The 21,481-nt window shown below is 39.1% G+C and carries 19 protein-coding genes and 1 pseudogene; 13 read left to right on the top strand and 7 right to left on the bottom strand.

Features of this window, described 5'->3' with window-relative positions:
* Positions 1-25 precede the first annotated feature (25 nt).
* The 10 genes from cmk (at position 26) to IPMB12_RS09125 (ending at position 10,697) form a co-directional block, all read left to right on the top strand.
* Positions 26-715 (top strand): (d)CMP kinase, encoded by a 690-nt coding sequence (gene cmk, locus IPMB12_RS09080; protein ID WP_166917001.1) that lies wholly within the window; start codon positions 26-28, stop codon positions 713-715.
* Between the two features lie 107 nt (positions 716-822).
* Entirely contained in the window at positions 823-2,505 is a 1,683-nt protein-coding gene (gene rpsA, locus IPMB12_RS09085; RefSeq protein ID WP_166917003.1) for a 30S ribosomal protein S1, read from the top strand.
* Between the two features lie 81 nt (positions 2,506-2,586).
* Positions 2,587-2,868, top strand: a complete 282-nt coding sequence (locus IPMB12_RS09090) for an integration host factor subunit beta (protein ID WP_166917005.1) — start codon at positions 2,587-2,589, stop codon at positions 2,866-2,868.
* A gap of 171 nt (positions 2,869-3,039) precedes the next feature.
* Positions 3,040-5,352 carry a DNA internalization-related competence protein ComEC/Rec2 gene (locus IPMB12_RS09095; protein ID WP_166917007.1) on the top strand — a complete coding sequence of 771 codons (2,313 nt, stop codon included), beginning with the start codon at positions 3,040-3,042 and terminating at the stop codon, positions 5,350-5,352.
* Positions 5,353-5,454: 102 nt separating this feature from the next.
* Positions 5,455-7,146, top strand: a complete 1,692-nt coding sequence (gene msbA, locus IPMB12_RS09100) for a lipid A ABC transporter ATP-binding protein/permease MsbA (protein ID WP_407704084.1) — start codon at positions 5,455-5,457, stop codon at positions 7,144-7,146.
* A complete protein-coding gene (lpxK, locus tag IPMB12_RS09105) occupies positions 7,147-8,142 on the top strand; it encodes a tetraacyldisaccharide 4'-kinase (RefSeq protein ID WP_166917011.1) in 996 nt (331 codons plus the stop codon).
* A 6-nt stretch (positions 8,143-8,148) separates the two neighbouring features.
* The gene (locus IPMB12_RS09110; protein ID WP_166917013.1) at positions 8,149-8,322 is read left to right on the top strand and encodes a Trm112 family protein; all 174 of its coding nucleotides are present in this window, start codon (positions 8,149-8,151) and stop codon (positions 8,320-8,322) included.
* Between the two features lies 1 nt (position 8,323).
* Positions 8,324-9,079, top strand: a complete 756-nt coding sequence (kdsB, locus tag IPMB12_RS09115) for a 3-deoxy-manno-octulosonate cytidylyltransferase (protein WP_166917015.1) — start codon at positions 8,324-8,326, stop codon at positions 9,077-9,079.
* Positions 9,080-9,124: 45 nt separating this feature from the next.
* Positions 9,125-9,859, top strand: coding sequence for a glucosamine-6-phosphate deaminase (locus IPMB12_RS09120; RefSeq protein ID WP_166917017.1), 735 nt, complete (start codon positions 9,125-9,127; stop codon positions 9,857-9,859).
* 145 nt (positions 9,860-10,004) lie between these two features.
* Positions 10,005-10,697 carry a DUF2461 domain-containing protein gene (locus IPMB12_RS09125; protein WP_166917019.1) on the top strand — a complete coding sequence of 231 codons (693 nt, stop codon included), beginning with the start codon at positions 10,005-10,007 and terminating at the stop codon, positions 10,695-10,697.
* Between the two features lie 66 nt (positions 10,698-10,763).
* On the opposite strand, the gene IPMB12_RS09130 is transcribed toward IPMB12_RS09125, so the two are convergent.
* Positions 10,764-12,245, bottom strand: coding sequence for a fumarate hydratase (locus IPMB12_RS09130; RefSeq protein WP_166917021.1), 1,482 nt, complete (start codon positions 12,243-12,245; stop codon positions 10,764-10,766).
* Positions 12,246-12,420: 175 nt separating this feature from the next.
* Here IPMB12_RS09130 and pyrC point away from each other — a divergent pair, with 175 nt between their 5' ends.
* Positions 12,421-13,464: a dihydroorotase gene (gene pyrC / locus IPMB12_RS09135; protein WP_166917023.1), complete on the top strand. Its 1,044-nt coding sequence runs from the start codon at positions 12,421-12,423 to the stop codon at positions 13,462-13,464.
* 75 nt (positions 13,465-13,539) lie between these two features.
* On the opposite strand, the gene IPMB12_RS09140 is transcribed toward pyrC, so the two are convergent.
* Positions 13,540-14,043 carry a single-stranded DNA-binding protein gene (locus IPMB12_RS09140; RefSeq protein ID WP_166917024.1) on the bottom strand — a complete coding sequence of 168 codons (504 nt, stop codon included), beginning with the start codon at positions 14,041-14,043 and terminating at the stop codon, positions 13,540-13,542.
* A gap of 271 nt (positions 14,044-14,314) precedes the next feature.
* Here IPMB12_RS09140 and uvrA point away from each other — a divergent pair.
* Positions 14,315-17,140 (top strand): annotated as a pseudogene (gene uvrA / locus IPMB12_RS09145) (excinuclease ABC subunit UvrA); the annotation flags it as partial.
* 286 nt (positions 17,141-17,426) lie between these two features.
* Positions 17,427-18,026, top strand: a complete 600-nt coding sequence (gene plsY / locus IPMB12_RS09150; protein WP_166917026.1) for a glycerol-3-phosphate 1-O-acyltransferase PlsY — start codon at positions 17,427-17,429, stop codon at positions 18,024-18,026.
* 42 nt (positions 18,027-18,068) lie between these two features.
* Here plsY and tsaD read toward each other — a convergent pair whose 3' ends face one another.
* Genes tsaD through IPMB12_RS09175 form a run of 5 tightly spaced genes read right to left on the bottom strand, consistent with a single transcriptional unit; the run spans position 18,069 to position 21,477 of the window.
* Entirely contained in the window at positions 18,069-19,088 is a 1,020-nt protein-coding gene (gene tsaD / locus IPMB12_RS09155; protein WP_166917028.1) for a tRNA (adenosine(37)-N6)-threonylcarbamoyltransferase complex transferase subunit TsaD, read from the bottom strand.
* Positions 19,088-19,312 carry a DNA gyrase inhibitor YacG gene (gene yacG / locus IPMB12_RS09160; RefSeq protein ID WP_166917030.1) on the bottom strand — a complete coding sequence of 75 codons (225 nt, stop codon included), beginning with the start codon at positions 19,310-19,312 and terminating at the stop codon, positions 19,088-19,090. The genes tsaD and yacG overlap by 1 nt, the downstream gene beginning before the upstream one ends.
* Positions 19,313-19,332: 20 nt before the next feature.
* Positions 19,333-20,082 (bottom strand): cell division protein ZapD, encoded by a 750-nt coding sequence (zapD, locus tag IPMB12_RS09165; protein WP_166917032.1) that lies wholly within the window; start codon positions 20,080-20,082, stop codon positions 19,333-19,335.
* 14 nt (positions 20,083-20,096) lie between these two features.
* The gene (gene coaE / locus IPMB12_RS09170; RefSeq protein ID WP_166917034.1) at positions 20,097-20,705 is read right to left on the bottom strand and encodes a dephospho-CoA kinase; all 609 of its coding nucleotides are present in this window, start codon (positions 20,703-20,705) and stop codon (positions 20,097-20,099) included.
* Positions 20,706-20,721: 16 nt separating this feature from the next.
* Complete coding sequence (locus IPMB12_RS09175; protein WP_166917036.1) at positions 20,722-21,477, bottom strand: prepilin peptidase; 756 nt, start codon at positions 21,475-21,477, stop codon at positions 20,722-20,724.
* Positions 21,478-21,481: the final 4 nt, after the last annotated feature.

Consider the following 21,481-nt stretch of genomic DNA (forward strand, 5'->3'; position numbering starts at 1 on the left):
AAATTAAAATAAGGAAAATATTGATATGTCACTAACATCAACAAGTGTTCCGGTAATTGCCATTGATGGTCCAAGTGGTGTTGGCAAGGGGACATTATGTCAGGCTCTGGCTAAGCATTTTGGTTGGCATTTACTTGATTCAGGGGCAATTTATCGTGTGTTGGCACTGTCAGCATTGACTCAAAATGTGGCACTTAATAATGAAACGAAGCTGGTCGAGTTAGCTAAAAAGTTACCTTTAGAGTTTGTGACTCAAGGTGAACATGTTGTGACATTATTGAATAAGCAAGATGTGTCGCAAGCAATTCGTACTCAGGAGACAGGCGTGGCAGCATCTCAGGTGGCAGCGATTGGCTCAGTCAGAGATGCTCTGCTTGAGCGTCAAAGAGCCTTCCAGCAGGCACCAGGACTTATTGCTGATGGACGTGATATGGGCTCGGTGGTTTTTCCTGATGCACCGGTTAAAATCTTTCTGGATGCTAGTGCAGAAGCTCGTGCGGAAAGACGTATGAAACAGTTGCAAGAAAAGGGCGCTCATGCTATATTTGGTGAGATTTTACAGGAGATTAGTGAACGCGATTATCGAGACCGTAACCGAACGGTTGCGCCACTAAAGCCAACGAATGATGCCTTAGTGATTGATTCAACCTCTCTTACTATTTCGGAAGTCTTTGAAAAAGCACTAATTTACATAAAATCAAATCTAAAGCTGTAAGGCTTTAAAACCAAAGCTCTATTACAAGGATTAGTAGTGGAGTAATTTAAGCAACCCCATTAGGCATGATGCCAGATGGCCGTTAAATTTAACTAAAGAAAATAAATATGACTGAATCTTTTGCTCAACTCTTTGAAGAGTCACTTAACCAACTTGAAACTCGCTCTGGCGGTATTGTTCGTGGTACTGTTGTTGCTATCGATAAAGATGTCGTTCTTGTTGATGCAGGTCTTAAATCTGAATCTGCAATTCCAGCTGAACAATTTAAAAATGCTCAAGGCGAACTAGAAGTTAAAGTTGGCGATGAAGTTGATGTGGTGCTTGACTCTATTGAAGATGGCTTTGGTGAAACAATTCTTTCTCGTGAGAAAGCAAAACGTCATGAAGCATGGATTGTGCTTGAAAAAGCAGCTGAAGAGCATACTACAGTATTAGGTGTTATCAATGGTAAAGTCAAAGGCGGCTTTACGGTTGAACTAAACGGTGTTCGTGCGTTCCTTCCTGGATCACTTGTTGATGTTCGTCCATTACGCGACACTTCACACATCGAAAACCGTGAAATTGAATTAAAAGTTATCAAACTTGACCAAAAACGTAACAACGTAGTTGTATCTCGTCGTGCAGTAATCGAATCTGAAAGCAGCGCTGAAAGAGAACACTTACTTGAAAACCTACAAGAAGGTTCTGAAGTTAAAGGTGTTATCAAAAATCTTACTGACTACGGTGCATTCGTTGATCTTGGTGGTGTTGATGGTCTACTACATATCACTGATATGGCTTGGAAACGTGTTAAACATCCAAGTGAAGTGGTTGAAGTTGGTCAGGAAATCCTGGTTAAAGTTCTTAAATTCGACCGTGATCGTTCACGTGTATCTTTAGGCTTAAAACAATTAGGCGAAGATCCATGGATTTCAATTGCTAAACGTTACCCAGAAGGTACTAAAGCACGTGGTAAAGTAACTAACTTAACTGATTATGGTTGCTTTGTTGAAATTGAAACTGGCGTTGAAGGTCTGGTTCACGTATCTGAAATGGATTGGACAAACAAAAACATTCACCCATCTAAAGTGGTTAGCTTAGGTGACGTGGTTGATGTTGTTGTTCTTGAAATTGATGAAGAACGTCGTCGTATCTCTCTAGGTCTTAAACAATGTAAACCAAACCCATGGTTACAATTTGCTGAGACTCATAACAAAGGCGATCGCGTTGAAGGTAAGATCAAGTCAATCACTGACTTTGGTATCTTCATCGGTCTTGATGGTGGCATTGATGGGTTAGTTCACTTATCTGACATTTCTTGGAATGCACCAGGTGAAGAAACTGTTAAAGCATACAAAAAAGGCGACGATATTGCTGCTGTTGTATTACAAGTTGATGCAGAACGTGAGCGTATCTCTCTAGGTGTTAAACAACTAGAAGAAGATCCGTTTAATAACTTCTCTGCAAATAGCAAAAAAGGCGCTATTGTTAAAGGTAAAGTAACTGCAGTTGATGCTAAAGGTGCAACTATTGAGTTGGCTGATGGTATTGAAGGTTACCTTAAAGCACAAGATATTTCACGTGACCACGTGGAAGACGCATCACAAGTGTTAAAAGTTGGCGAAGAAGTTGAAGCCAAAATTATGAACATTGATCGTAAAACTCGTGCTGTTTCTTTATCAATCAAAGCAAAAGATGAAGCTGATGAAAAAGACGCTATTGCAGCAGTAAATAATACGCCGAAACAAGAAGAGGCTGCATTTACTAACGCTATGGCTGAAGCATTCAAAGCGGCATCAAAAAGCGAGTAATAAAACTGAATAAGGAGAGCGATCTCCTTATTCTTTATATTATAATAATAAGAATACTTAAAAATTCTAAGAGGATATATCATGAATAGATCAGATTTGACAGAAAAGTTAGCAAACTGGCGTACACACCTTCCTGTTCAAATTGTTGATGAAGCTGTGCGCGATATTATCGAGCAAATTTCAACAGCAATGGAAAAGAATGACCGTGTTGAAATTCGTGGTTTTGGTAGTTTTGCTTTAAATTACCGTGCCCCGCGCAAAGCTCGCAACCCAAGAACGGGTGGTAAAGTAACAGTTAAGCAAAAATATATACCTCATTTTAAACCAGGTAAAGAGTTAAGAGAGCGCGTAAACAACGCTTAATTTATTCTTTTAATGAATTAAAATTTTCTTAAGAACCTTCTGTAGTTTTACAGAAGGTTTTTTTGCTACTGTAACAGTAAAATTGTTTTTTCGAGTCAGCTCACATCACCTTAAAGGTTATCTTTTCTTCATGACCTAATTCATTACAGTATAGCTTTTGGCGATATTGTAATGCCTGTTTATATCTCTTTACTTGGTTTTAATCTTAGCTGTGTTATTTTATTATTTATAACAAGGCTACCAACAACTTTGGAACTTACTATTCTGAGTGTTCTGACACTGGTTATCTCACTTTGTATTTGCTGTATTACCAATTGCAAAAAATTATTACGTACAATGCTATGCTTTATTGTTATGGGACTGGTTGGGATATTATGGTCAACACTCAGTGCTAAGCAATATATGGCAAACATTCTGCCTTATATTGATAAACAACTGATGGTGCAGGGAATTGTCACTACAGCAAACATTGACGTTCAGGACGCTACTAGTAAAGAGAATCGATTTGTTTTATTTAATATAGATAGTATTGATAATCAGGAATTATCTGCAAGTGTGCCTATTGTCTTACAGTGGTCAGAACAATTTCCGGCTATTTTTGCAGGTCAGAAATGGCAACTATTAGTTCAGACGCGTGCCAGTCATAGCAGACTTAATGAAGGTAGCTTTGATAGTCAGCGCTGGTCTGTTGCCAACCGAACGGTACTACAGGGACGAGTTAAGAGTTACCAGCTACTTGAGCTGGAATATAGTTTACGGCAGACAATTATCTCTTCGGCCTTAGATTCTATAGGGCAATCTTCCAGGGCAGATATTTTAATTGCTTTAGCCTTTGGTGAGCGTGAACGGTTAACGGAAGAACATAAGCAGATACTTATGCAGACCGGTATTATGCATTTGATGGCGATATCAGGTATGCATATTATGCTGGTTGCTTTGGTCATCTGGCATTTGGTGAGAGCAGCCCAGTATATTCTGCCTAAGCAGTTTATCTCTTTGAAATATCCTATTTTCATCAGCTGGGCAGGCGCTTTATTTTATACCTGGTTATCTGGCATGAACCCTCCAGCTATTCGGGCCATGATAGCCATGAGTTGCTGGCTACTAGTCTATTCAAGACAAATTTATCTCTCTTCATGGCAGATATATCTGTGGGTTGTCACATTACTGTTGCTATTTGATCCTCTAATGGCGCTGTCTGATAGTTTTTGGTTATCCTGCTATGCTGTAGCCAGTCTGATTTTTCTGTTTCAGTGGTTACCACTACCTAAGGTAGTTAAGCGTAAAAAACGAGGGTATTTTGCGCGTTTATTACATTTACAGTTTGGTCTGCTTATTCTATTACTGCCTGTACAGTTTTGGATTTTTCAGGGAATGAGTTATGGGTCATTAATTGCTAATCTGGTGGCTATTCCCATTGTTTCCCTCATCACCTTTCCTGCTATTTTAATTGCTCTCATTCTGCATATATTTAATTTATCGTTATTAGAGTCATATTTTTGGTTTATCGCTAATGAGTCTTTAGAGTGGGTGTTATATTTTATTCAGGTTGTTGATGGTAGCTGGTATTACTTCTCAAAACACATGTATCTGCTAAGCCTTATAGGTTGGCTTGGTTTAATCATCTGGCGTACAGAGTTTTGGCGTTCATTTTATATCACCATAATGTCAGGTTTATTACTGATTTTTTTGCCTTTTTGGCAAAAAGAGCAGGGTGTCTGGCAATTACATGTACTGGATGTGGGACATGGCTTAGTAATTGTTATGCAGCAGGAACAAGATGTTGTTCTATATGATACGGGTCAGCTCTGGGAGTCAGGAAGTATGGCAGAGAAGGTGATTCTGCCTTTTTTACGGTGGAATGATTTTCGTCTAATAGGAATTATTGTCAGTCACGATGATAGCGATCACCGTGGAGGACTTGAAATCTTACAACGATACTATCCACAAAGCTGGTTATTAATGTCTTCAGCAACATCACCTGAGAATCACTGCATAAAAGGTAAATCATGGAAATGGATATCTTTAAATTTTGAAGTACTCTGGCCATTATCGGCAGTTGAACAAGCCAGAAATGCTGACTCTTGCGTGGTGAGAGTTTTTGACGGTAAACATTCAGTTTTATTGACAGGAGATTTGGAAAAAGCACAGGAGTACAGACTGGTAGAGCAGTATAAATATGGATTATCTTCAACAATTTTACAAATTCCTCATCATGGCAGTAATACGTCGTCCAGTTATGCCTTTTTAAACCATGTTATGCCGGAAATAGCGGTTAATTCTATTCCCCGTTATAATCCGTGGCATTTACCTTCAGATAAAGTCATAGCACGCTATAGTGATAAACAAATTCCTGTTTTTTCAACAGCCAGCGCTGGACAAATTAGTATACTGTTTACTCATGAGAATTGGCACGTCAACACATATAGACAACAAATAAAACCCCGTTGGTATCACGATTGGTTTGGTGCTTTGACGAATTAAAGGTAAAATAGATTAATTTTCTTTTAGATGGATTACATAGTGGATAATAAAGTAACTGATAAGGACTTTTCGGTCTGGCAAACCTTTAAACGTTTATGGCCGATGATATCTGTATTTAAAGCAGTTTTAATGATATCTGTCGTTTGTTTAATTATGAACGCAGTTGCGGATACTGCATTAATTTCTTTATTAAAACCGTTACTAGATGATGGTTTTGGTAAAAGTGACAGAAGTATTCTATTTTGGATGCCATTTGTTGTCGTAGGGCTCATTACTATGCGTGGTGTGGCTAACTATACATCAACTTATTGCTTGTCATGGGTTTCTGGCAAAATAGTGATGAATATTCGTCAGAAGATTTTTAACCATTTATTAAAAGCTCCAGTACCATTTTATGATCAAAATTCAACCGGACGATTACTTTCTCGTATTACTTATGATTCAGAACAAGTCGCGGCTTCTTCTGCCGGTGCACTTATTGTTGTTGTGCGAGAAACGGCTTATTTGATCGGGTTGTTTTCCATTATGTTTTACAACAGCTGGCAGCTATCTTTAGTACTTATTGTGATAGCACCAATTGTTGGAATTATTATTAAAATTGTTTCTAAGCGTTTTCGAGATATTAGTAAAAATATCCAAAATAGTATGGGCGCAGTGACTTCAGCAGCAGAGCAAATGCTAAGAGGCCATAAAGAAGTTCTGATTTTTGGTGCGCAGGAAGTAGAAAAGAATAACTTTGATAAAGTGAGTGATCATATTCGTAGATTGGGTATGAAGATGGTTTCTATTTCAGCATTATCGACACCGATTATTCAGATTATCGCTTCTTTTGCTCTGGCATTTATTTTGTTTATGGCAAGTAATTCTGATTTCTCTGATATCTCTGCCGGTTCATTCACAGTAGTCTTTTCAGCAATGGTCGCGTTGATGAAACCTTTAAAAGAACTGACCTCTGTAAATGCACAGTTCCAGCGCGGAATGGCCGCCTGTCAGACGCTATTTGCTCTACTAGATGAACCTCTGGAAGAAGATAAAGGAACACTTGAGGTTGAAAGGGTTAAAGGTGACATTGAGTTTAAAAATGTGGTATTTACTTATTCTACCCGTGAAGATCCGGCTTTGAATGATGTTAGCTTTACTGTACCTGCCGGTACAACTGTAGCATTAGTTGGTCGTTCCGGTTCTGGTAAATCAACAATAGCAAGCTTATTAACCCGTTTTTATGAGGTTGATCAAGGTGAGATTTTATTAGATCAACATAATATTAAAGAGTATACGCTGCAATCGTTAAGAAACCAGATCGGACTCGTTTCGCAAAATGTGCATCTGTTTCATGATACGATTGCGAATAATATCGCTTATGGTCGGGTTGGTGAATACACTCGTGAACAGATTGTTCAAGCAGCAACGCTTGCTCATGCGATGGACTTTATTGAAAAACTGGATAATGGTTTAGATACTATGGTGGGGGAGAACGGTGTTCTTCTTTCTGGTGGGCAGCGCCAACGTATCGCGATTGCGCGTGCTTTATTGCGTGATAATCCTATCCTTATTCTGGACGAAGCAACATCAGCGCTGGATACAGAATCTGAACGTGCGATTCAGTCAGCACTAGATGAATTACAAAAAAATCGTACCTCAATCGTTATTGCCCACCGCTTATCAACTATTGAAAAAGCTGATGAGATTATTGTCGTGCATGATGGACGTATTATTGAACGTGGTAGCCACAAAGTACTATTGGACAAAGGTGGTGCTTATATGCAATTACACAGTATGCAATTTGGTGAATAGATGATTGCCAGAATATGGTCAGGACAGAATAAGCTCTATTTATTATTACTGCCGTTTTCTCTGTTATATGGTTGTATTGCCACAGTTCGTCGCTGGTTATATAAAACAGGTGTTCTTCCTTCGTGGAAAGCACCTGTTCCTGTTATTGTGGTAGGTAATTTAAGTGTTGGTGGTAATGGTAAAACACCTGTTGTTATCTATCTGGTTGAAGAGTTACAAAAACGTGGGCATCGTGTTGGTGTGATCTCTCGTGGATATGGTGGTAAGAGTGAGAATTATCCATTAATTCTGAATGAGACGACTACAACAGCGCAAGCCGGAGATGAACCAGTACTGATTTTTCAACGGACACAAGTTCCAGTTGCTGTGGCACCAAAGCGTAGCGAAGCGGCTAAAGCGTTACTTGAGAAGTATCAACTGGATGTGATTGTTACTGATGATGGTCTGCAACATTATGCCCTGCAAAGAGATATTGAAATTGTGGTTATTGATGGTACGCGTTGGTTTGGTAATGGCTGGTGGTTACCTGCAGGTCCAATGCGTGAAAGTCAGCGTCGTTTAAAGTCTGTTGATTTTACGATTATTAACGGCAATTCTGAGAGTGACCATGGTTTAATTAACCCTGTGACTATGCAGCTTAAACCACAACAGGTAATTAATTTACAGACAGGTGAAAAACGTGGTTTAAGTGAGCTTTCTCATATTCAGGCGATGGCGGGAATTGGTCATCCGGCACGTTTTTTTGATATGTTAATGCAACTGGGAGCGATAGTTGAAAGTCAGCACGCTTTTGCTGATCATCAGGATTATCTGCAAGACCAGTTACAATGTTTAGCAACACCAGCACAATCTTTACTGATGACAGAAAAAGATGCTGTAAAATGCAGAAGTTATGCTCAGCAAAACTGGTGGTACTTACCGATTAGTGCAACACTACCTGAGACTTTTATTACTGATGTCACCAATAAGTTAGAGATATTAAAACATAAGGCATAAATAAAAATGGAACAACGTTTACTGGATGCATTAGCTTGCCCAAAATGTTTTGGCAAACTTATTTATAATAAAGAAAAGAACTGTTTAATTTGTCAAAAAGACCAACTGGTTTTTTTAATAAAAGATAATATTCCTGTGCTGCTCGAAAACGAAGCATTACCACTAAGTGGGGACAACTAAGATGGGATTTACAGTTATTATTCCTGCTCGTTTTGCATCAACTCGTTTGCCGGGTAAACCACTTGCTGATATCGCCGGTAAACCGATGGTGATTCGTGTGATGGAACAAGCCTTAAAATCAGGTGCGAATCGCGTGATTGTAGCAACGGATAATCAGGACGTATTTAATACAGTTAAACAACTTGGTGGTGAAGTCTGTTTGACCAGTGACAAGCACAATTCAGGGACTGAGCGCTTAGCAGAAGTCATCGATAAATATAAATTTAGCGATGATGAGATTATTGTGAATGTTCAGGGTGATGAGCCATTAATTCCACCGGTTATTATTGATCAGGTCGCACATAACTTAGTGCAATATAAAACAGGCATGGCAACACTAGCAGTTCCTATTGAAAGTGTTGAAGAGGCTTTTAATCCCGGAGCAGTAAAAGTTGTTATGGATAAAGATGGTTATGCACTTTATTTTTCCCGAGCAACAATCCCTTGGGATCGTGATCGTTTTGCAAAATCTAAAGACCAAATTGGTCAGTTTTATTTCCGCCATATCGGTATTTACGCTTATCGTGCTGGATTTATTCGCCAGTATATTCAGTGGCAACCGACTCAGCTGGAACAGATTGAGATGCTGGAACAATTACGTGTGCTTTGGTATGGTGAAAGAATTCATGTGGGTGTTGCTAAAGAGACGCCGGCAATTGGTGTTGATACTATTGAGGATTTAGAAGCAGTTCGTAAGATTTTTTTAAATAAAAAGTAGTCCATATTAATGGAATAAACATTAAAATCATAAGAGAGGCAGGGTATGAAAATTATTTATACAAAAGATTATCAGGCAATGTCTGCAGAAGGATTTAAAGTCATTAAGCATATCTTTGATACAGTACCAAATCCGGTTATCAATACCACCACAGGCGCCAGTTATGATGGTATTTTTGAACTGATGGTTAAGGCGATTAATGATGGAAGTATCAAGTTAGAAAATTGTGTGTTGATGAATCTGGATGAATATATTTCTCCTCGCCACGCATCTTATAATGTTTATACTTATATGCATAAAAAACTCTATGATTTGATTAAATCGCGTCCTAAAGTGATTGGTTTAATGGATGCTAGTGTGACAGACCGTCAGGCTGAGCTTAACCGCTATAATCAAATACTCGCTAAATATCCTCGTGATCTACAAATCGTCGGACTTGGTGTTAATGGTCATCTAGGAGCTAATGAACCCGGTACGTCATTTGATTCTCGCCTATTCTTTGCTAAAAGTGACGAGTCTACAGTGCAAAGTACCATGTTATATAATGGCTTAACACGTGATGAAGCACCAGAAGGTATGATGACGCTTGGTCTGGCTGATATAATGGATGCAAAACAAGTATTAGTGACAGCCTCAGGTAAACGTAAAGCGGAAGCTGTTAAAGGAATGATTGAAGGCCCGATTACGATAGATGTTCCAGCTTCTATTTTACAAAAACATCCTAATGTTGTTGTGGTACTAGACGAAGATGCGGCATCGCTATTAACGCAGCGTAAATAAAAATAATTTAGAAATGGCACATCAGGTTGCCATTTTATCTGTATTAATTAAAATGACATTTTAAATGATTTTTAACTTATTGATTTATTTATATTATTTAATTGATATTAAATGATGCAGATAACTATTATTGATAAGGTATGAGATGAAAACAAAATTTACCGGTTTTAGCCAGGAAGGTTTAAACTTTCTACAAACTGTTCGTTTAAAAAATGACAAAGAGTGGTTTGAAGAACATCGTCCAGTATATGAAAAGCGAGTGTTAGAACCCTTTAAATTATTAGTTGAAGAACTGACGCCTTGTATGTTGAAAATTGATCAATGGTTTGAAACTAAACCAGCTGTGAATAAAACCATATCACGTATTCATCGTGATACGCGCTTTTCTAATGACAAGACTCGTTACCGGGATCGCTTTTGGTTAACATTCAAGCGACCAAGTAAAGACTGGAAAGAGTCACCGGCTTATTTTTTTGAAATTGGACCTGATGCTTATCGCTATGGACTGGGTTATTATTGTACTTCAAAAGAGACGATGGATATTTTTCGTAAAGAAATTAACCGTGATCCGGAAGCGTTTTTAAACGTTGCTAAAAGCTGTAAGAAACCTTTTGAGCTGGTGGGTGAGAGTTATAAACGTCCATTAATAAAAGAACAACCAACCGAAATTGCAACCTGGTATAATCGTAAAAGTTTCGCGGTTATGGTCACAAGTCATCAAGTGGAAGAGACATTTAGTCCTGATCTTGTCAAGAGACTGACTAAAGGATTTCAACAACTAGTGCCATTATATGACTACTTAATGCGTGTTGAAATTATTAAGAATATTCCTGAGTAGTTTTTTCTAAGTTTATAAGAAACGTATCTAAGGAGGATTTCTTAGACACGCTCCTTAAATAAATCTTTATATAAGGTGACGGACATAAATAGAGTCACCTTGTGTATCAACAGCCACAGTAACTGGCATATCTTTCACAACAAATTCATAAATTGCTTCCATTCCCAGCTCTGGGAAAGCAACTACTTTCGCCTGTTTAATCGTTTGTGCTACCAGATAAGCCGCGCCACCAACAGCCATAAAATAAACTGCACCATTCTCTTTAATGGCGGTGACGGTATCATCCCCACGCTCGGCTTTACCAATCATACCTATTACACCTGTTTGCTCTAAAAGCTGGCGAGTAAATTTATCCATTCTGGTTGAAGTTGTTGGTCCTGCTGAGCCAACAACTTCGTCTTTAACCGGATCAACAGGACCGACGTAATAAATTATCTTATTGGTTAAATCAACCGGCAAAGGCTGATTGTTATTTAGCAGATCAATCAACTTTTTATGAGCGGCATCACGCGCAGTGAGTAATGTACCCGAGAGTAATACTTGCTCTCCTTGTTTGAGTGAACGGAGGTCTGCCTTAGTAATATTATCCAGATTAAGGCGCTTAGTGTTTGCCTGAGTTAAGTTAATATGTGGCCAGTCATAGGTGGGTGGAGTTAATTTAACTGGGCCATTACCATTTAAAGTAAAAGTAACATGACGGGTAGCAGCACAGTTAGGCACTAAAGCCACTGGCAGACTGGCGGCGTGAGTCGGGTAATCAAGAATTTTTACATCCAAAACTGTACTGAGTCCGCCAAGACCCTGAGCACCAATTTCCAATCGATTAATTTTTTCAAAGAGTGTCAGGCGCAGGGTTTCAATTGATGTTAGTTTTTGGTTAAATTTAACTTTTTCTTGAAGCTCATGAATGTCGACATGAGACATTAAAGATTGCTTAGCCATGAGCATCGCTTTTTCTGCAGTACCACCAATTCCAATGCCGATCACACCCGGAGGGCACCAGCCGGCTCCCAGTGTTGGTATCGTTTTTAATACCCAGTCAACGACGGAGTCTGAAGGATTTAACATAGCCAGACGGGCTTTATTTTCTGAGCCGCCACCTTTGGCTGAACAGGTAATTTCCAGTTCATCACCGGGAACTATGTCAACATGCAAAACGGCAGGAGTATTATCTTTGGTATTGATTCTGTTACCCGCAGGATCAGAAACTACAGAAGCTCTTAAGATATTATCTGTATGAAGATAAGCTCGCTTTACGCCTGCATTAACCATCTCTTCTAGTGAAAGTTTCGCATCCCACTGAATATTCATACCGACTTTAAGAAACACTGTAGCAATACCAGTATCCTGACAAAGTGGTCTTTTATTCTCAGCACACATCTGGCTGTTAATAATTATTTGAGCAAGGGCATTTTTAGCGGCCAGATTTCTTTCTTTTTTCCAGGCTGCGATCATGGCATCAATAAAATCTTGAGGATGGTAATAACTGATGAATTGAAATGCATCACTAATACTTTGAATAAAATCATCCTGTTTGATAACAGTCATAACCTTTGCCTTATTGCCTGAAAATGTAGGTACAATTTAAAAAAATAAGCGTAAATTCTACCTTATTTATGATTTTAAAAGAAATCTTAATCTAATTTTTTAGACAAAAATAAAATTAATTGGCAAAATAGAGGGCTTCAAATAAAAAGAACAATGAATAAGTGAGTCTGGTTCTATGTCTGTAAAACTTGTAATTCGCCGGCCAGATGACTGGCATCTGCATCTGCGGGATAATGAAATGTTGGCAACTGTATTACCTTATAGTAGCCAGATTTATGGTCGGGCAGTTGTTATGCCAAACCTTGTTCCACCACTCAAGACGACTTCTGCTATTAGTGATTATCGTGAGCGTATTTTAGGTTCTATGCCTGAAAATCATCACTTTCAGCCATTAATGACTGCTTATTTGTCTGACGATTCGGATGCTAAAGATTTACTAAGTGGCTATCAAAGTGGTGTAATTAAAGCGGTGAAACTTTATCCTGCACATGCAACAACTAACTCAGCTCATGGTGTGAGTTCTGTTGATGCGGTAATGCCAGTGCTTGAAATGATGCAAAAAGAGCGAATTCCGTTACTTATTCATGGTGAAGTGACAGACAGTCATATTGATGTTTTTGATCGCGAAGCTCGTTTTATTGAAACAATCTTAGTTCCGTTACTTAATCGCTTACCTGAATTAAAAGTCGTACTGGAACACGCTACAACGAAAGAAGCAGCCGAGTTTGTATTAAACGGAAAAGATAATTTAGCAGCAACAATTACCCCACAACATTTATTATTAAATCGTAATGCACTGTTTCAGGGCGGGCTCAGACCACACAATTATTGTTTACCGATCTTAAAGCGTGAGATTCACCGTCAGGCACTGGTTAAAGCAGTAACTTCTGGTTCATCACGTTTCTTCTTAGGTACAGATTCAGCACCACATGAGCAGGGCAAGAAAGAAGGTGCTTGTGGTTGTGCTGGTGCTTTTAATGTGATTACAGCTCTCTCTATTTATGCGCATATTTTTGAACAAGAAAATGCTCTGGATAAACTGGAAGCCTTCACCTCTTTAAATGGCCCACGTTTTTATGGACTCCCGACAAACACTGAAACTATTACTTTAATTAAACAACCAATGTTTGTACCGGAAAGTATTGAGGTTGTCAGTGGTGGAAAACTGATTCCATTTTTAGCCGGAGAGCTGCTTGAATGGTCGATAGTTACTGATTAGTTTATATAAGTTAACTCAAAATAAAAAAGGCTTGAATGATCAAGCCTTTGTTTTATCTGTTAGTAAATTCGTTAATTAAAACGGAATATCATCATCAAAATCCATCGGCGGTTCATTGCTCACTGGTTGCTGTGGTGCAGCCTGTTGAGCAGGGCGAGATGCTGCCGGCGCTGATGATTGATTGTTAGGACTTTGTCCCCAGCTTTGTTGGCCTGCGCCTTCACCCGCTGAACGAGAGCTAAGAATTTGCATCACACCACCGATGTTAACAACAACTTCTGTTGAGTAACGGTCCTGACCTGATTGATCCTGCCATTTACGCGTTTGTAGTGAACCTTCAATATAAACTTGTGAACCCTTTTTCAAATATTCACCTGCGATTTCTGCTAATTTACCGAAAATAACCACACGGTGCCATTCAGTACGATCTTTCTGTTCGCCAGTTTGTTTATCTTTCCATGTTTCCGAAGTAGCAATACTGATATTGGTGACCGCTCCACCATTAGGTAAATAACGCACCTCAGGATCTTGTCCAAGGTTACCTACAAGAATTACTTTATTGATACCGCGACTTGCCATTCTAGACTCCTAAACTAATTTTATCGGTATATTTATCGATATGAAATTTATTGCAGCATTGTAGCATAGCTAACAAAAATAACAGAATAGAATTCTACGGGTAATCAGTGAGTTTGGAATTTATGTCGCATTTTTACACAGAGATTATGTCCGAAAATTTTGCTTAATTAAAAACTACCTACTCTTGAAATAGGCATAATAACCAATACATCTTATATACAAATTTTGTTATAATGGACTGTTAATTTTATTAGTAAGAGATCTTATGTCTATCAAGAATATTGAAGTTCGTGGTGCGAGAACGCATAACTTAAAAAATATCAATTTAATCATCCCACGCGATAAATTAGTTGTTATTACTGGTCTGTCCGGTTCCGGAAAATCATCATTAGCATTTGATACTTTATATGCAGAAGGTCAACGTCGTTATGTTGAATCTCTGTCAGCTTATGCGCGTCAGTTTTTGTCATTAATGGAAAAACCAGATGTTGATCATATTGAAGGTTTGTCGCCAGCGATTTCAATTGAACAAAAATCGACATCACATAACCCGCGTTCAACAGTAGGTACTATCACTGAAATTTATGACTATTTACGTCTGTTATTTGCCCGTGTAGGCGAACCGCGTTGCCCTAACCATAATTTACCACTTAAAGCACAAACGGTAACGCAAATGGTCGATTTGATTATGGCATTGCCGGCAGAAAATCGTTATATGATTCTGGCTCCAGTAATCAAAGAACGTAAAGGCGAATATGTTAAATTATTTGAGCAGCTTTCAGCCAGTGGCTATATCCGTGTGCGTGTTGATGGCGAGATTTATGATCTATCTCAACCACCAGAACTTGAATTACAGAAAAAACATACTATTGAAGTGGTTGTTGACCGCTTCAGAATTCGTGATGATTTAAAATCACGTCTGGCTGAATCACTGGAGACAGCGCTAGATCTTGCCAGTGGGATTGTCACGATCGCTAATTTAGATGATCCAAAGGCAGAAGAAATCATTTTATCAGCTAACTTTGCCTGCCCAATTTGTGGTTATAGCTTAGCTGAACTTGAACCAAGATTATTCTCATTCAACAATCCGGCTGGGGCATGTCCTGATTGTGATGGTTTAGGTGTACAGCAATATTTTGATCCACAGCGTATTATTCATATGCCGGAAGTATCGCTGGCATCAGGTGCTATTAAAGGCTGGGATCGTCGCCATTTTTATTACTTTCAGATGTTAAAATCATTAGCAGAGCACTATAAATTTGATATCGATGCAGCTTATGAATCACTACCTGAAAATGTCAAAGATATTTTGTTAAATGGCTCTGGTGATGATGAAATTCAGTTTAAATATACCAATGATCGTGGGGATGTTGTACTGCGTACTCATCCATTTGAGGGTATTGTTAATAATTTAAGTCGTCGCTACCGTGAAACGGATTCACAAACGATTCGTGAAGAGCTCGCTAAATATATCAGTAATCGCTCATGTCCAACTTGTCATGGTTCTCGCTTATGTCGTGAAGCACGTAACGTATTTATTCATGATACTAATTTACCGTCTATCACAGACCTTGGCATTAAAAAAGCCAAACAGTTTTTTGATACTTTAGAGTTAAGTGGTCAAAGTGCTAAGATTGCTGAGAAAATCTTAAAAGAGATCAATGAACGCCTTCAGTTCTTAATTAATGTTGGGTTAGATTACTTAACGTTATCCCGCTCTGCTGAAACATTATCAGGTGGTGAGGCACAGCGTATCCGTCTGGCCAGTCAAATCGGTGCCGGCCTGGTTGGTGTAATGTACGTACTTGATGAACCCTCAATTGGTTTACATCAACGTGATAATTCACGCCTGATCGATACACTGACTCATTTAAGAAATTTAGGTAATACCGTGATTGTCGTTGAACATGATGAAGAAGCCATTATGGCTGCGGATTATGTGATCGATATTGGTCCGGGGGCAGGTGTACATGGCGGTGAAATTGTGGCACAAGGTACGCCACAAGATATCATGAATAATCCTAATTCCCTGACCGGTAAATTCCTGTCCGGTAAAGAGTGTATCGAAGTGCCTAAAAAACGTGTTAAACCAGATGCAAAGCGTCAGCTAGTACTACGAGGGGCAACAGGTAATAACTTAAAAGATGTCACACTGAGTATTCCGGTTGGTCTGTTTACTTGTATTACTGGTGTTTCCGGGTCAGGTAAATCAACACTGATTAATGATACTTTATATCCACTGGCTCAAAATGAACTGAATGGTGCGGAAAAAAGTGAAATTGCGCCTTATAAATCAATCGATGGTTTAAATCATTTTGATAAAGTGATCGCGATCGACCAAAGCCCGATTGGACGAACTCCACGTTCAAACCCGGCGACATATACCGGATTTTTCACCTCTATTCGTGAACTTTATGCAGGTGTTCCTGAGTCACGAGCGCGTGGTTATAATCCGGGGCGTTTTAGTTTTAACGTTAAAGGTGGGCGCTGCGAGGCATGTCAGGGTGATGGTCTAATTAAAGTAGAAATGCACTTTTTACCAGATATCTATGTTCCTTGTGATCAATGTCATGGTAAACGTTATAACCGTGAAACTCTGGAAATCAAATACAAAGGTAAATCAATTAACGAAATTCTGGATATGACTGTTGAAGAAGGTCGTGACTTCTTTGATGCTGTGCCGATGATTTCTCGTAAATTACAAACTCTGGTTGATGTTGGTCTGTCTTATATTACTATCGGCCAGTCAGCAACAACGTTATCAGGTGGTGAAGCACAGCGCGTTAAATTATCTAAAGAGTTATCTAAACGTGATACAGGTAATACACTATATATTTTAGATGAACCAACCACCGGTTTACACTTTGCCGATGTGAAACAGCTTCTTAATCAACTTCATGTGTTAAGCGAAAGAGGTAACACTGTCGTGGTTATTGAGCATAATCTTGACGTGATTAAGACAGCAGACTGGATTGTTGACCTTGGTCCTGAAGGCGGTAGTGGCGGTGGTGAAATTATTGCTGAAGGTACACCTGAAGATGTTGCTCAAGTGGCAAGATCTTACACTGGCCAATTCTTAAAGCCAATTTTAGAAAAAGCACTTGGTGTTACACTTAAAGCAAGTGATAAGCCTAAAATCAGTGCCAAAGACGCAAAATCTGCCCCGGCAGAAAAAGCGACTAAAGTAGCTAAAGATTCTAAAGTTGCTGAATCAGCTAAAACCGAGAAAGTAGCCAAAGAGACAAAACCAGTTAAAACAGTAAAAACGGTAAAAGCTACTAGCAAAGAGAAAGTTGTAGCGGAACCAGTTAAAAAGAAAACTACCCAAAAGACGACTAAAAAGTCATAATAGTTGTCAGTTGATGTAAACAAGGAGAATAGGGTTGTTATATTCAGTATTGATCATGATAGCTGTTGCTTATTTATGCGGATCACTGTCCGGGGCAATGATTATTAGTCGATTAATGCATTTAACTAATCCAACTGAACACGGCTCTTTAAATCCGGGTGCAACGAATATGCTGCGTTTAAACGGTGCGTTGCCCGGTGTTTTAGTCCTGCTCTTTGATATATTAAAAGGGATGCTACCTGTCTGGTTTGCTTATCGTTTAGGCATTTCTCCTTTCTTTCTTGGTATCATTGCTATTGCTGCTTGTCTTGGGCATATTTACCCATGCTTTTTTCATTTTAAAGGTGGTAAAGGCGTAGCCACTGCACTGGGAACAATGGCGGCTATTGGCTGGGATTTTTCAGCGCTATTCTCTGTGACCTGGTTGTTGGCTGTTTTAATTTCCGGTTACTCTTCTGTTGGTGCGATAGTAAGTTTTTTACTGGCACCATTATATGTATGGCTGTTTAAACCTGAATTAACCATGCCAGTGGCAATGCTATCTTGTCTCATTCTGGCAAGACATAGCAGTAATATACAAAGACTGTTTAAAGGTGAAGAACCCAAAGTCTGGCGCAAGAAAAAAATTAAATAAAAAAGAGAACTTAAAGTTCTCTTTTTTATTTAAGATATTTAATTATGATTCACTAAGAGGCCAGCGAGGCTTGACATTAATCGCTAAATCAACAGTTTCGTTACGTTTAAAGTGAATCATACCTGCATAAGCGATCATTGCACCATTATCGGTACAAAACTCAATACGAGGATAGAATACCTGCCCATGACGCTGTTCCATCATTTTGGCCAGTTTAGTTCGTAATGTTTTATTGGCACTGACACCACCAGCGATCACTAAACGATTAAAACCTGTTTGTTCCAGCGCCCTGCGGGATTTAATAATCAAAGTATCTACTAAGGCATCTTCAAATGCTCTGGCAATATCTGAGCGAGTTTGTTCATCCTGCTGGCCTTGTTCATTTTGATTTTGACGAATAGTATTGGCACTAAACGTTTTCAGTCCGGAGAAACTAAAATCCAGTCCTGGTCTGTCGGTCATTGGACGTGGAAAGGTGAAACGTTCTGAGTGACCCTGTTCAGCTAATTTGGATAAGCGGGCACCGCCGGGGTAATCAAGTCCAAGTAGTTTAGCTGTTTTATCAAAAGCTTCACCAGCAGCATCATCAATTGATTCACCCAGCAGTTTATATTCCCCAATTCCGGTTACACTAATTAGCTGTGTATGACCACCGGAAACCAGCAGAGCAACAAACGGAAACTCCGGTGGGTTATCTTCAAGCATCGGTGCAAGCAGATGGCCTTCCATATGATGTACTGCCACAGCCGGAACGTTCCATGCATAAGCCAGTGAACGACCTATTGATGCACCAACTAGCAGTGCTCCAATTAGTCCAGGACCAGCAGTATACGCCACGCCATCGATATCTTTAGAGGTCAGGTTAGCTTCTTGCAAAGCTGCCTGAATTAACGGAATGGTTTTACGGATATGATCACGAGAAGCAAGCTCAGGTACTACACCGCCATAATCGGCATGAAGTTTTACCTGACTATAAAGCTGATTAGCCAGTAAGCCTTTTTCATCATCATAAATAGCAATTCCTGTTTCATCACAGGAAGTCTCAATACCAAGTATGCGCATTACTTCTCATCTCTATCAATTTGGGACAAAATCTCATCACTCCAGAGTTCACTGTCGGTGACTGCTTCATTACTTGGGATTTTATTTTCTTCATTTGCCCAGTCACCAAGATCAATGAGCTGGCAACGCTTGCTACAAAATGGTCTGAATGGATTTTTTTCGTTCCACTCAACTCTTTTTTGACAAGTAGGGCAGTTTACATAAACAATTTCATCATTACTCATAAAGTTCTAACTCTATATGGCTAGCAGCAAGCCAGCTCAAATTGGAACGCACATCTTTGTTCCTGCTCACCGGTTTTAAAGGGTAAAAAACGGATAGCATAACGGGACTTAGCTCCGGAAACTTGTGGAAAAACACGTGGCTCTAAAGGCACACGGATACGTAATAGTTCGGCTTCTTCATTATTATCCTGATAGAAGTTACTATTACACTGATACGGTTTAAATATACTGGTCTGACGGATAAGCTGCATACAAATTGCTAAGGCATCATGTAACGAAGAGAAACAGCTAATCCAGTTAAGAACCTGGGTATCGCGCTCAGATTGGGGTAAATGCAGCCACAAGTAGAATGATGGCAAATCAAAGCTACAGCAACCACCAGGGATCATTAAACGCTGGCGAATAGAAGATAAGAAGCGATCCTCTTTTAATTCCTGTCCTAGTCTTGGATTGGTATTTAACTGAATCGATAAAGCAGATAGCTTATCTAGTAATGAGTGCAATAAAGCTACATCAACGCCATCGACATTTGACCAGACAGCTAATTTTTGTTTTTGGATTTCCAATTCTTTTAGCAAATCTGAACGTACATCGCTGCGTTCGACAATTTCCAACAACTCACTCAAGGTATGAAAGAATAACAGAGCATTATCCTGATTAAATATTTTATTGGTGTAAATCTGTTTAATTAGAAACTCAATCCGTAACCATGTACGCATTTTTTCACTTAAAGGATGTTCAAATATAATTTTAGGTAACGAATCGCTCATAACGTTAGTCTGCTCTAGTCATTATAATTGGTTGAAAGTTCAAGATACTTAGCATGTAATGTGTTCACTAAAGCAGTGAGTTCCTCCGTGGAATAATTATTCTCAATAATATCATCTGCATGCAGGCGTCGAACTGTATTAGATGCCTGTGATGATATCATGTTTTTAGCCAGATCCTCAGTAATATTATCTCGATTTTTCAGGCGTGAGATCTGGATCTCGGGTTTAACGTCAATGAGTAAAACTCGATTAGCACAAAATTGCAGATTATTTTCAATAAGTAATGGATTTACCCAGAGTAAATAGGGTGCTTTTATTTGTTCAAATTGTCTGAGCGTTTCTTGTTGAATAATCGGATGTAGTAGCTGATTGAGCCACAGTCTTTCCGCTTCATGACTAAAGATAATCGTACGTAATTTTGCCCGATTAAGGGAACCATCGGTATGTAAAATACCATCCCCGAAATGTTCGGTAATTTTTTGCAGAGCAACCGTTCCTTTTTCTACTACCTGACGGGCAATAATATCGGCGTCGACGATAGGTACACCAAGACGGGCAAAAAGTTTTTCAACTGTACTCTTACCACTGGCAATACCACCAGTCAGCGCCACAATATATGTCATAAGTTAACGAGTAAATTTAATTAGGGGAGAAATAAATCATAAGAAGCCAGCCACTCAATAGTAAACAAGGCCCAAAAGGAATCTTCCGTGGTAAGGACTTCTTAATCAGATACAGGTATAAACTATATCCTAGTCCGGCAAGAGAAGCAATTATCAGTAGGTAAGGGAGTTGTGTATAAGGAATCCATGTACCTAAAGCAGACAAGAGCTTAATATCTCCACCACCCAGTCCGGTCTTTTTAGTAAATAAGTAATATAAGTTAGCAGGTATCCAGAGTAGCAAAAAGCCGATTATGCAACCAAGAAAGGCTTGCTCCAAAGAAAGGAGCGTTATCTTCCAGCAGGCACAAAGTAAGCCAAACCAGAGTAATGGCAGGGTTAATATATCTGGTAGCAGGTAGTTATCTAGGTCAATTAAAGCGAGCACAATAAACCAGCAGCTGAGTCCGCAAAATAACATAATTTGAAGTGGGGTATTGAAGTGATTAGATAGCAGAATAAATACGGTGGTAGTTATGATTTCAATGACAAAATAACGGGAGGATATTTTAATAAAGCAGCTGCGACATTTACCTTTTAATAGTAGCCATGAAAATACCGGGATCAGATCTATGACTGAGAGCTGTATCTGGCAGTGAGGGCACCGGGAACGATCAAAAGTAATTAAGTTAAGTAAGTGCCAGACTGAAGACGCTTGTTGCCATCGGTATACAATAACATTCAGAAAGCTACCTACGCAGGCTCCGACTAGGGCGATAATTAATATATTCATAAAA

Origin of the sequence: Zophobihabitans entericus (genome assembly GCF_011745665.1) — a bacterium.
GTDB lineage: Bacteria > Pseudomonadota > Gammaproteobacteria > Enterobacterales > Orbaceae > Zophobihabitans > Zophobihabitans entericus.

Bases quoted from the DNA above. Each gene is read 5' to 3' on its own strand.
- tsaD (WP_166917028.1), bottom strand. From the start codon at position 19,088: ATGCGCATACTTGGTATTGAGACTTCCTGTGATGAAACAGGAATTGCT.
- rpsA (WP_166917003.1), top strand. From the start codon at position 823: ATGACTGAATCTTTTGCTCAACTCTTTGAAGAGTCACTTAACCAACTT.
- msbA (WP_407704084.1), top strand. From the start codon at position 5,455: ATGATATCTGTATTTAAAGCAGTTTTAATGATATCTGTCGTTTGTTTA.
- lpxK (WP_166917011.1), top strand. From the start codon at position 7,147: ATGATTGCCAGAATATGGTCAGGACAGAATAAGCTCTATTTATTATTA.
- IPMB12_RS09130 (WP_166917021.1), bottom strand. From the start codon at position 12,245: ATGACTGTTATCAAACAGGATGATTTTATTCAAAGTATTAGTGATGCA.
- IPMB12_RS09140 (WP_166917024.1), bottom strand. From the start codon at position 14,043: ATGGCAAGTCGCGGTATCAATAAAGTAATTCTTGTAGGTAACCTTGGA.
- coaE (WP_166917034.1), bottom strand. From the start codon at position 20,705: ATGACATATATTGTGGCGCTGACTGGTGGTATTGCCAGTGGTAAGAGT.
- zapD (WP_166917032.1), bottom strand. From the start codon at position 20,082: ATGAGCGATTCGTTACCTAAAATTATATTTGAACATCCTTTAAGTGAA.
- IPMB12_RS09175 (WP_166917036.1), bottom strand. From the start codon at position 21,477: ATGAATATATTAATTATCGCCCTAGTCGGAGCCTGCGTAGGTAGCTTT.
- cmk (WP_166917001.1), top strand. From the start codon at position 26: ATGTCACTAACATCAACAAGTGTTCCGGTAATTGCCATTGATGGTCCA.
- pyrC (WP_166917023.1), top strand. From the start codon at position 12,421: ATGTCTGTAAAACTTGTAATTCGCCGGCCAGATGACTGGCATCTGCAT.
- IPMB12_RS09095 (WP_166917007.1), top strand. From the start codon at position 3,040: ATGCCTGTTTATATCTCTTTACTTGGTTTTAATCTTAGCTGTGTTATT.
- IPMB12_RS09110 (WP_166917013.1), top strand. From the start codon at position 8,149: ATGGAACAACGTTTACTGGATGCATTAGCTTGCCCAAAATGTTTTGGC.
- IPMB12_RS09090 (WP_166917005.1), top strand. From the start codon at position 2,587: ATGAATAGATCAGATTTGACAGAAAAGTTAGCAAACTGGCGTACACAC.
- kdsB (WP_166917015.1), top strand. From the start codon at position 8,324: ATGGGATTTACAGTTATTATTCCTGCTCGTTTTGCATCAACTCGTTTG.
- yacG (WP_166917030.1), bottom strand. From the start codon at position 19,312: ATGAGTAATGATGAAATTGTTTATGTAAACTGCCCTACTTGTCAAAAA.
- IPMB12_RS09125 (WP_166917019.1), top strand. From the start codon at position 10,005: ATGAAAACAAAATTTACCGGTTTTAGCCAGGAAGGTTTAAACTTTCTA.
- IPMB12_RS09120 (WP_166917017.1), top strand. From the start codon at position 9,125: ATGAAAATTATTTATACAAAAGATTATCAGGCAATGTCTGCAGAAGGA.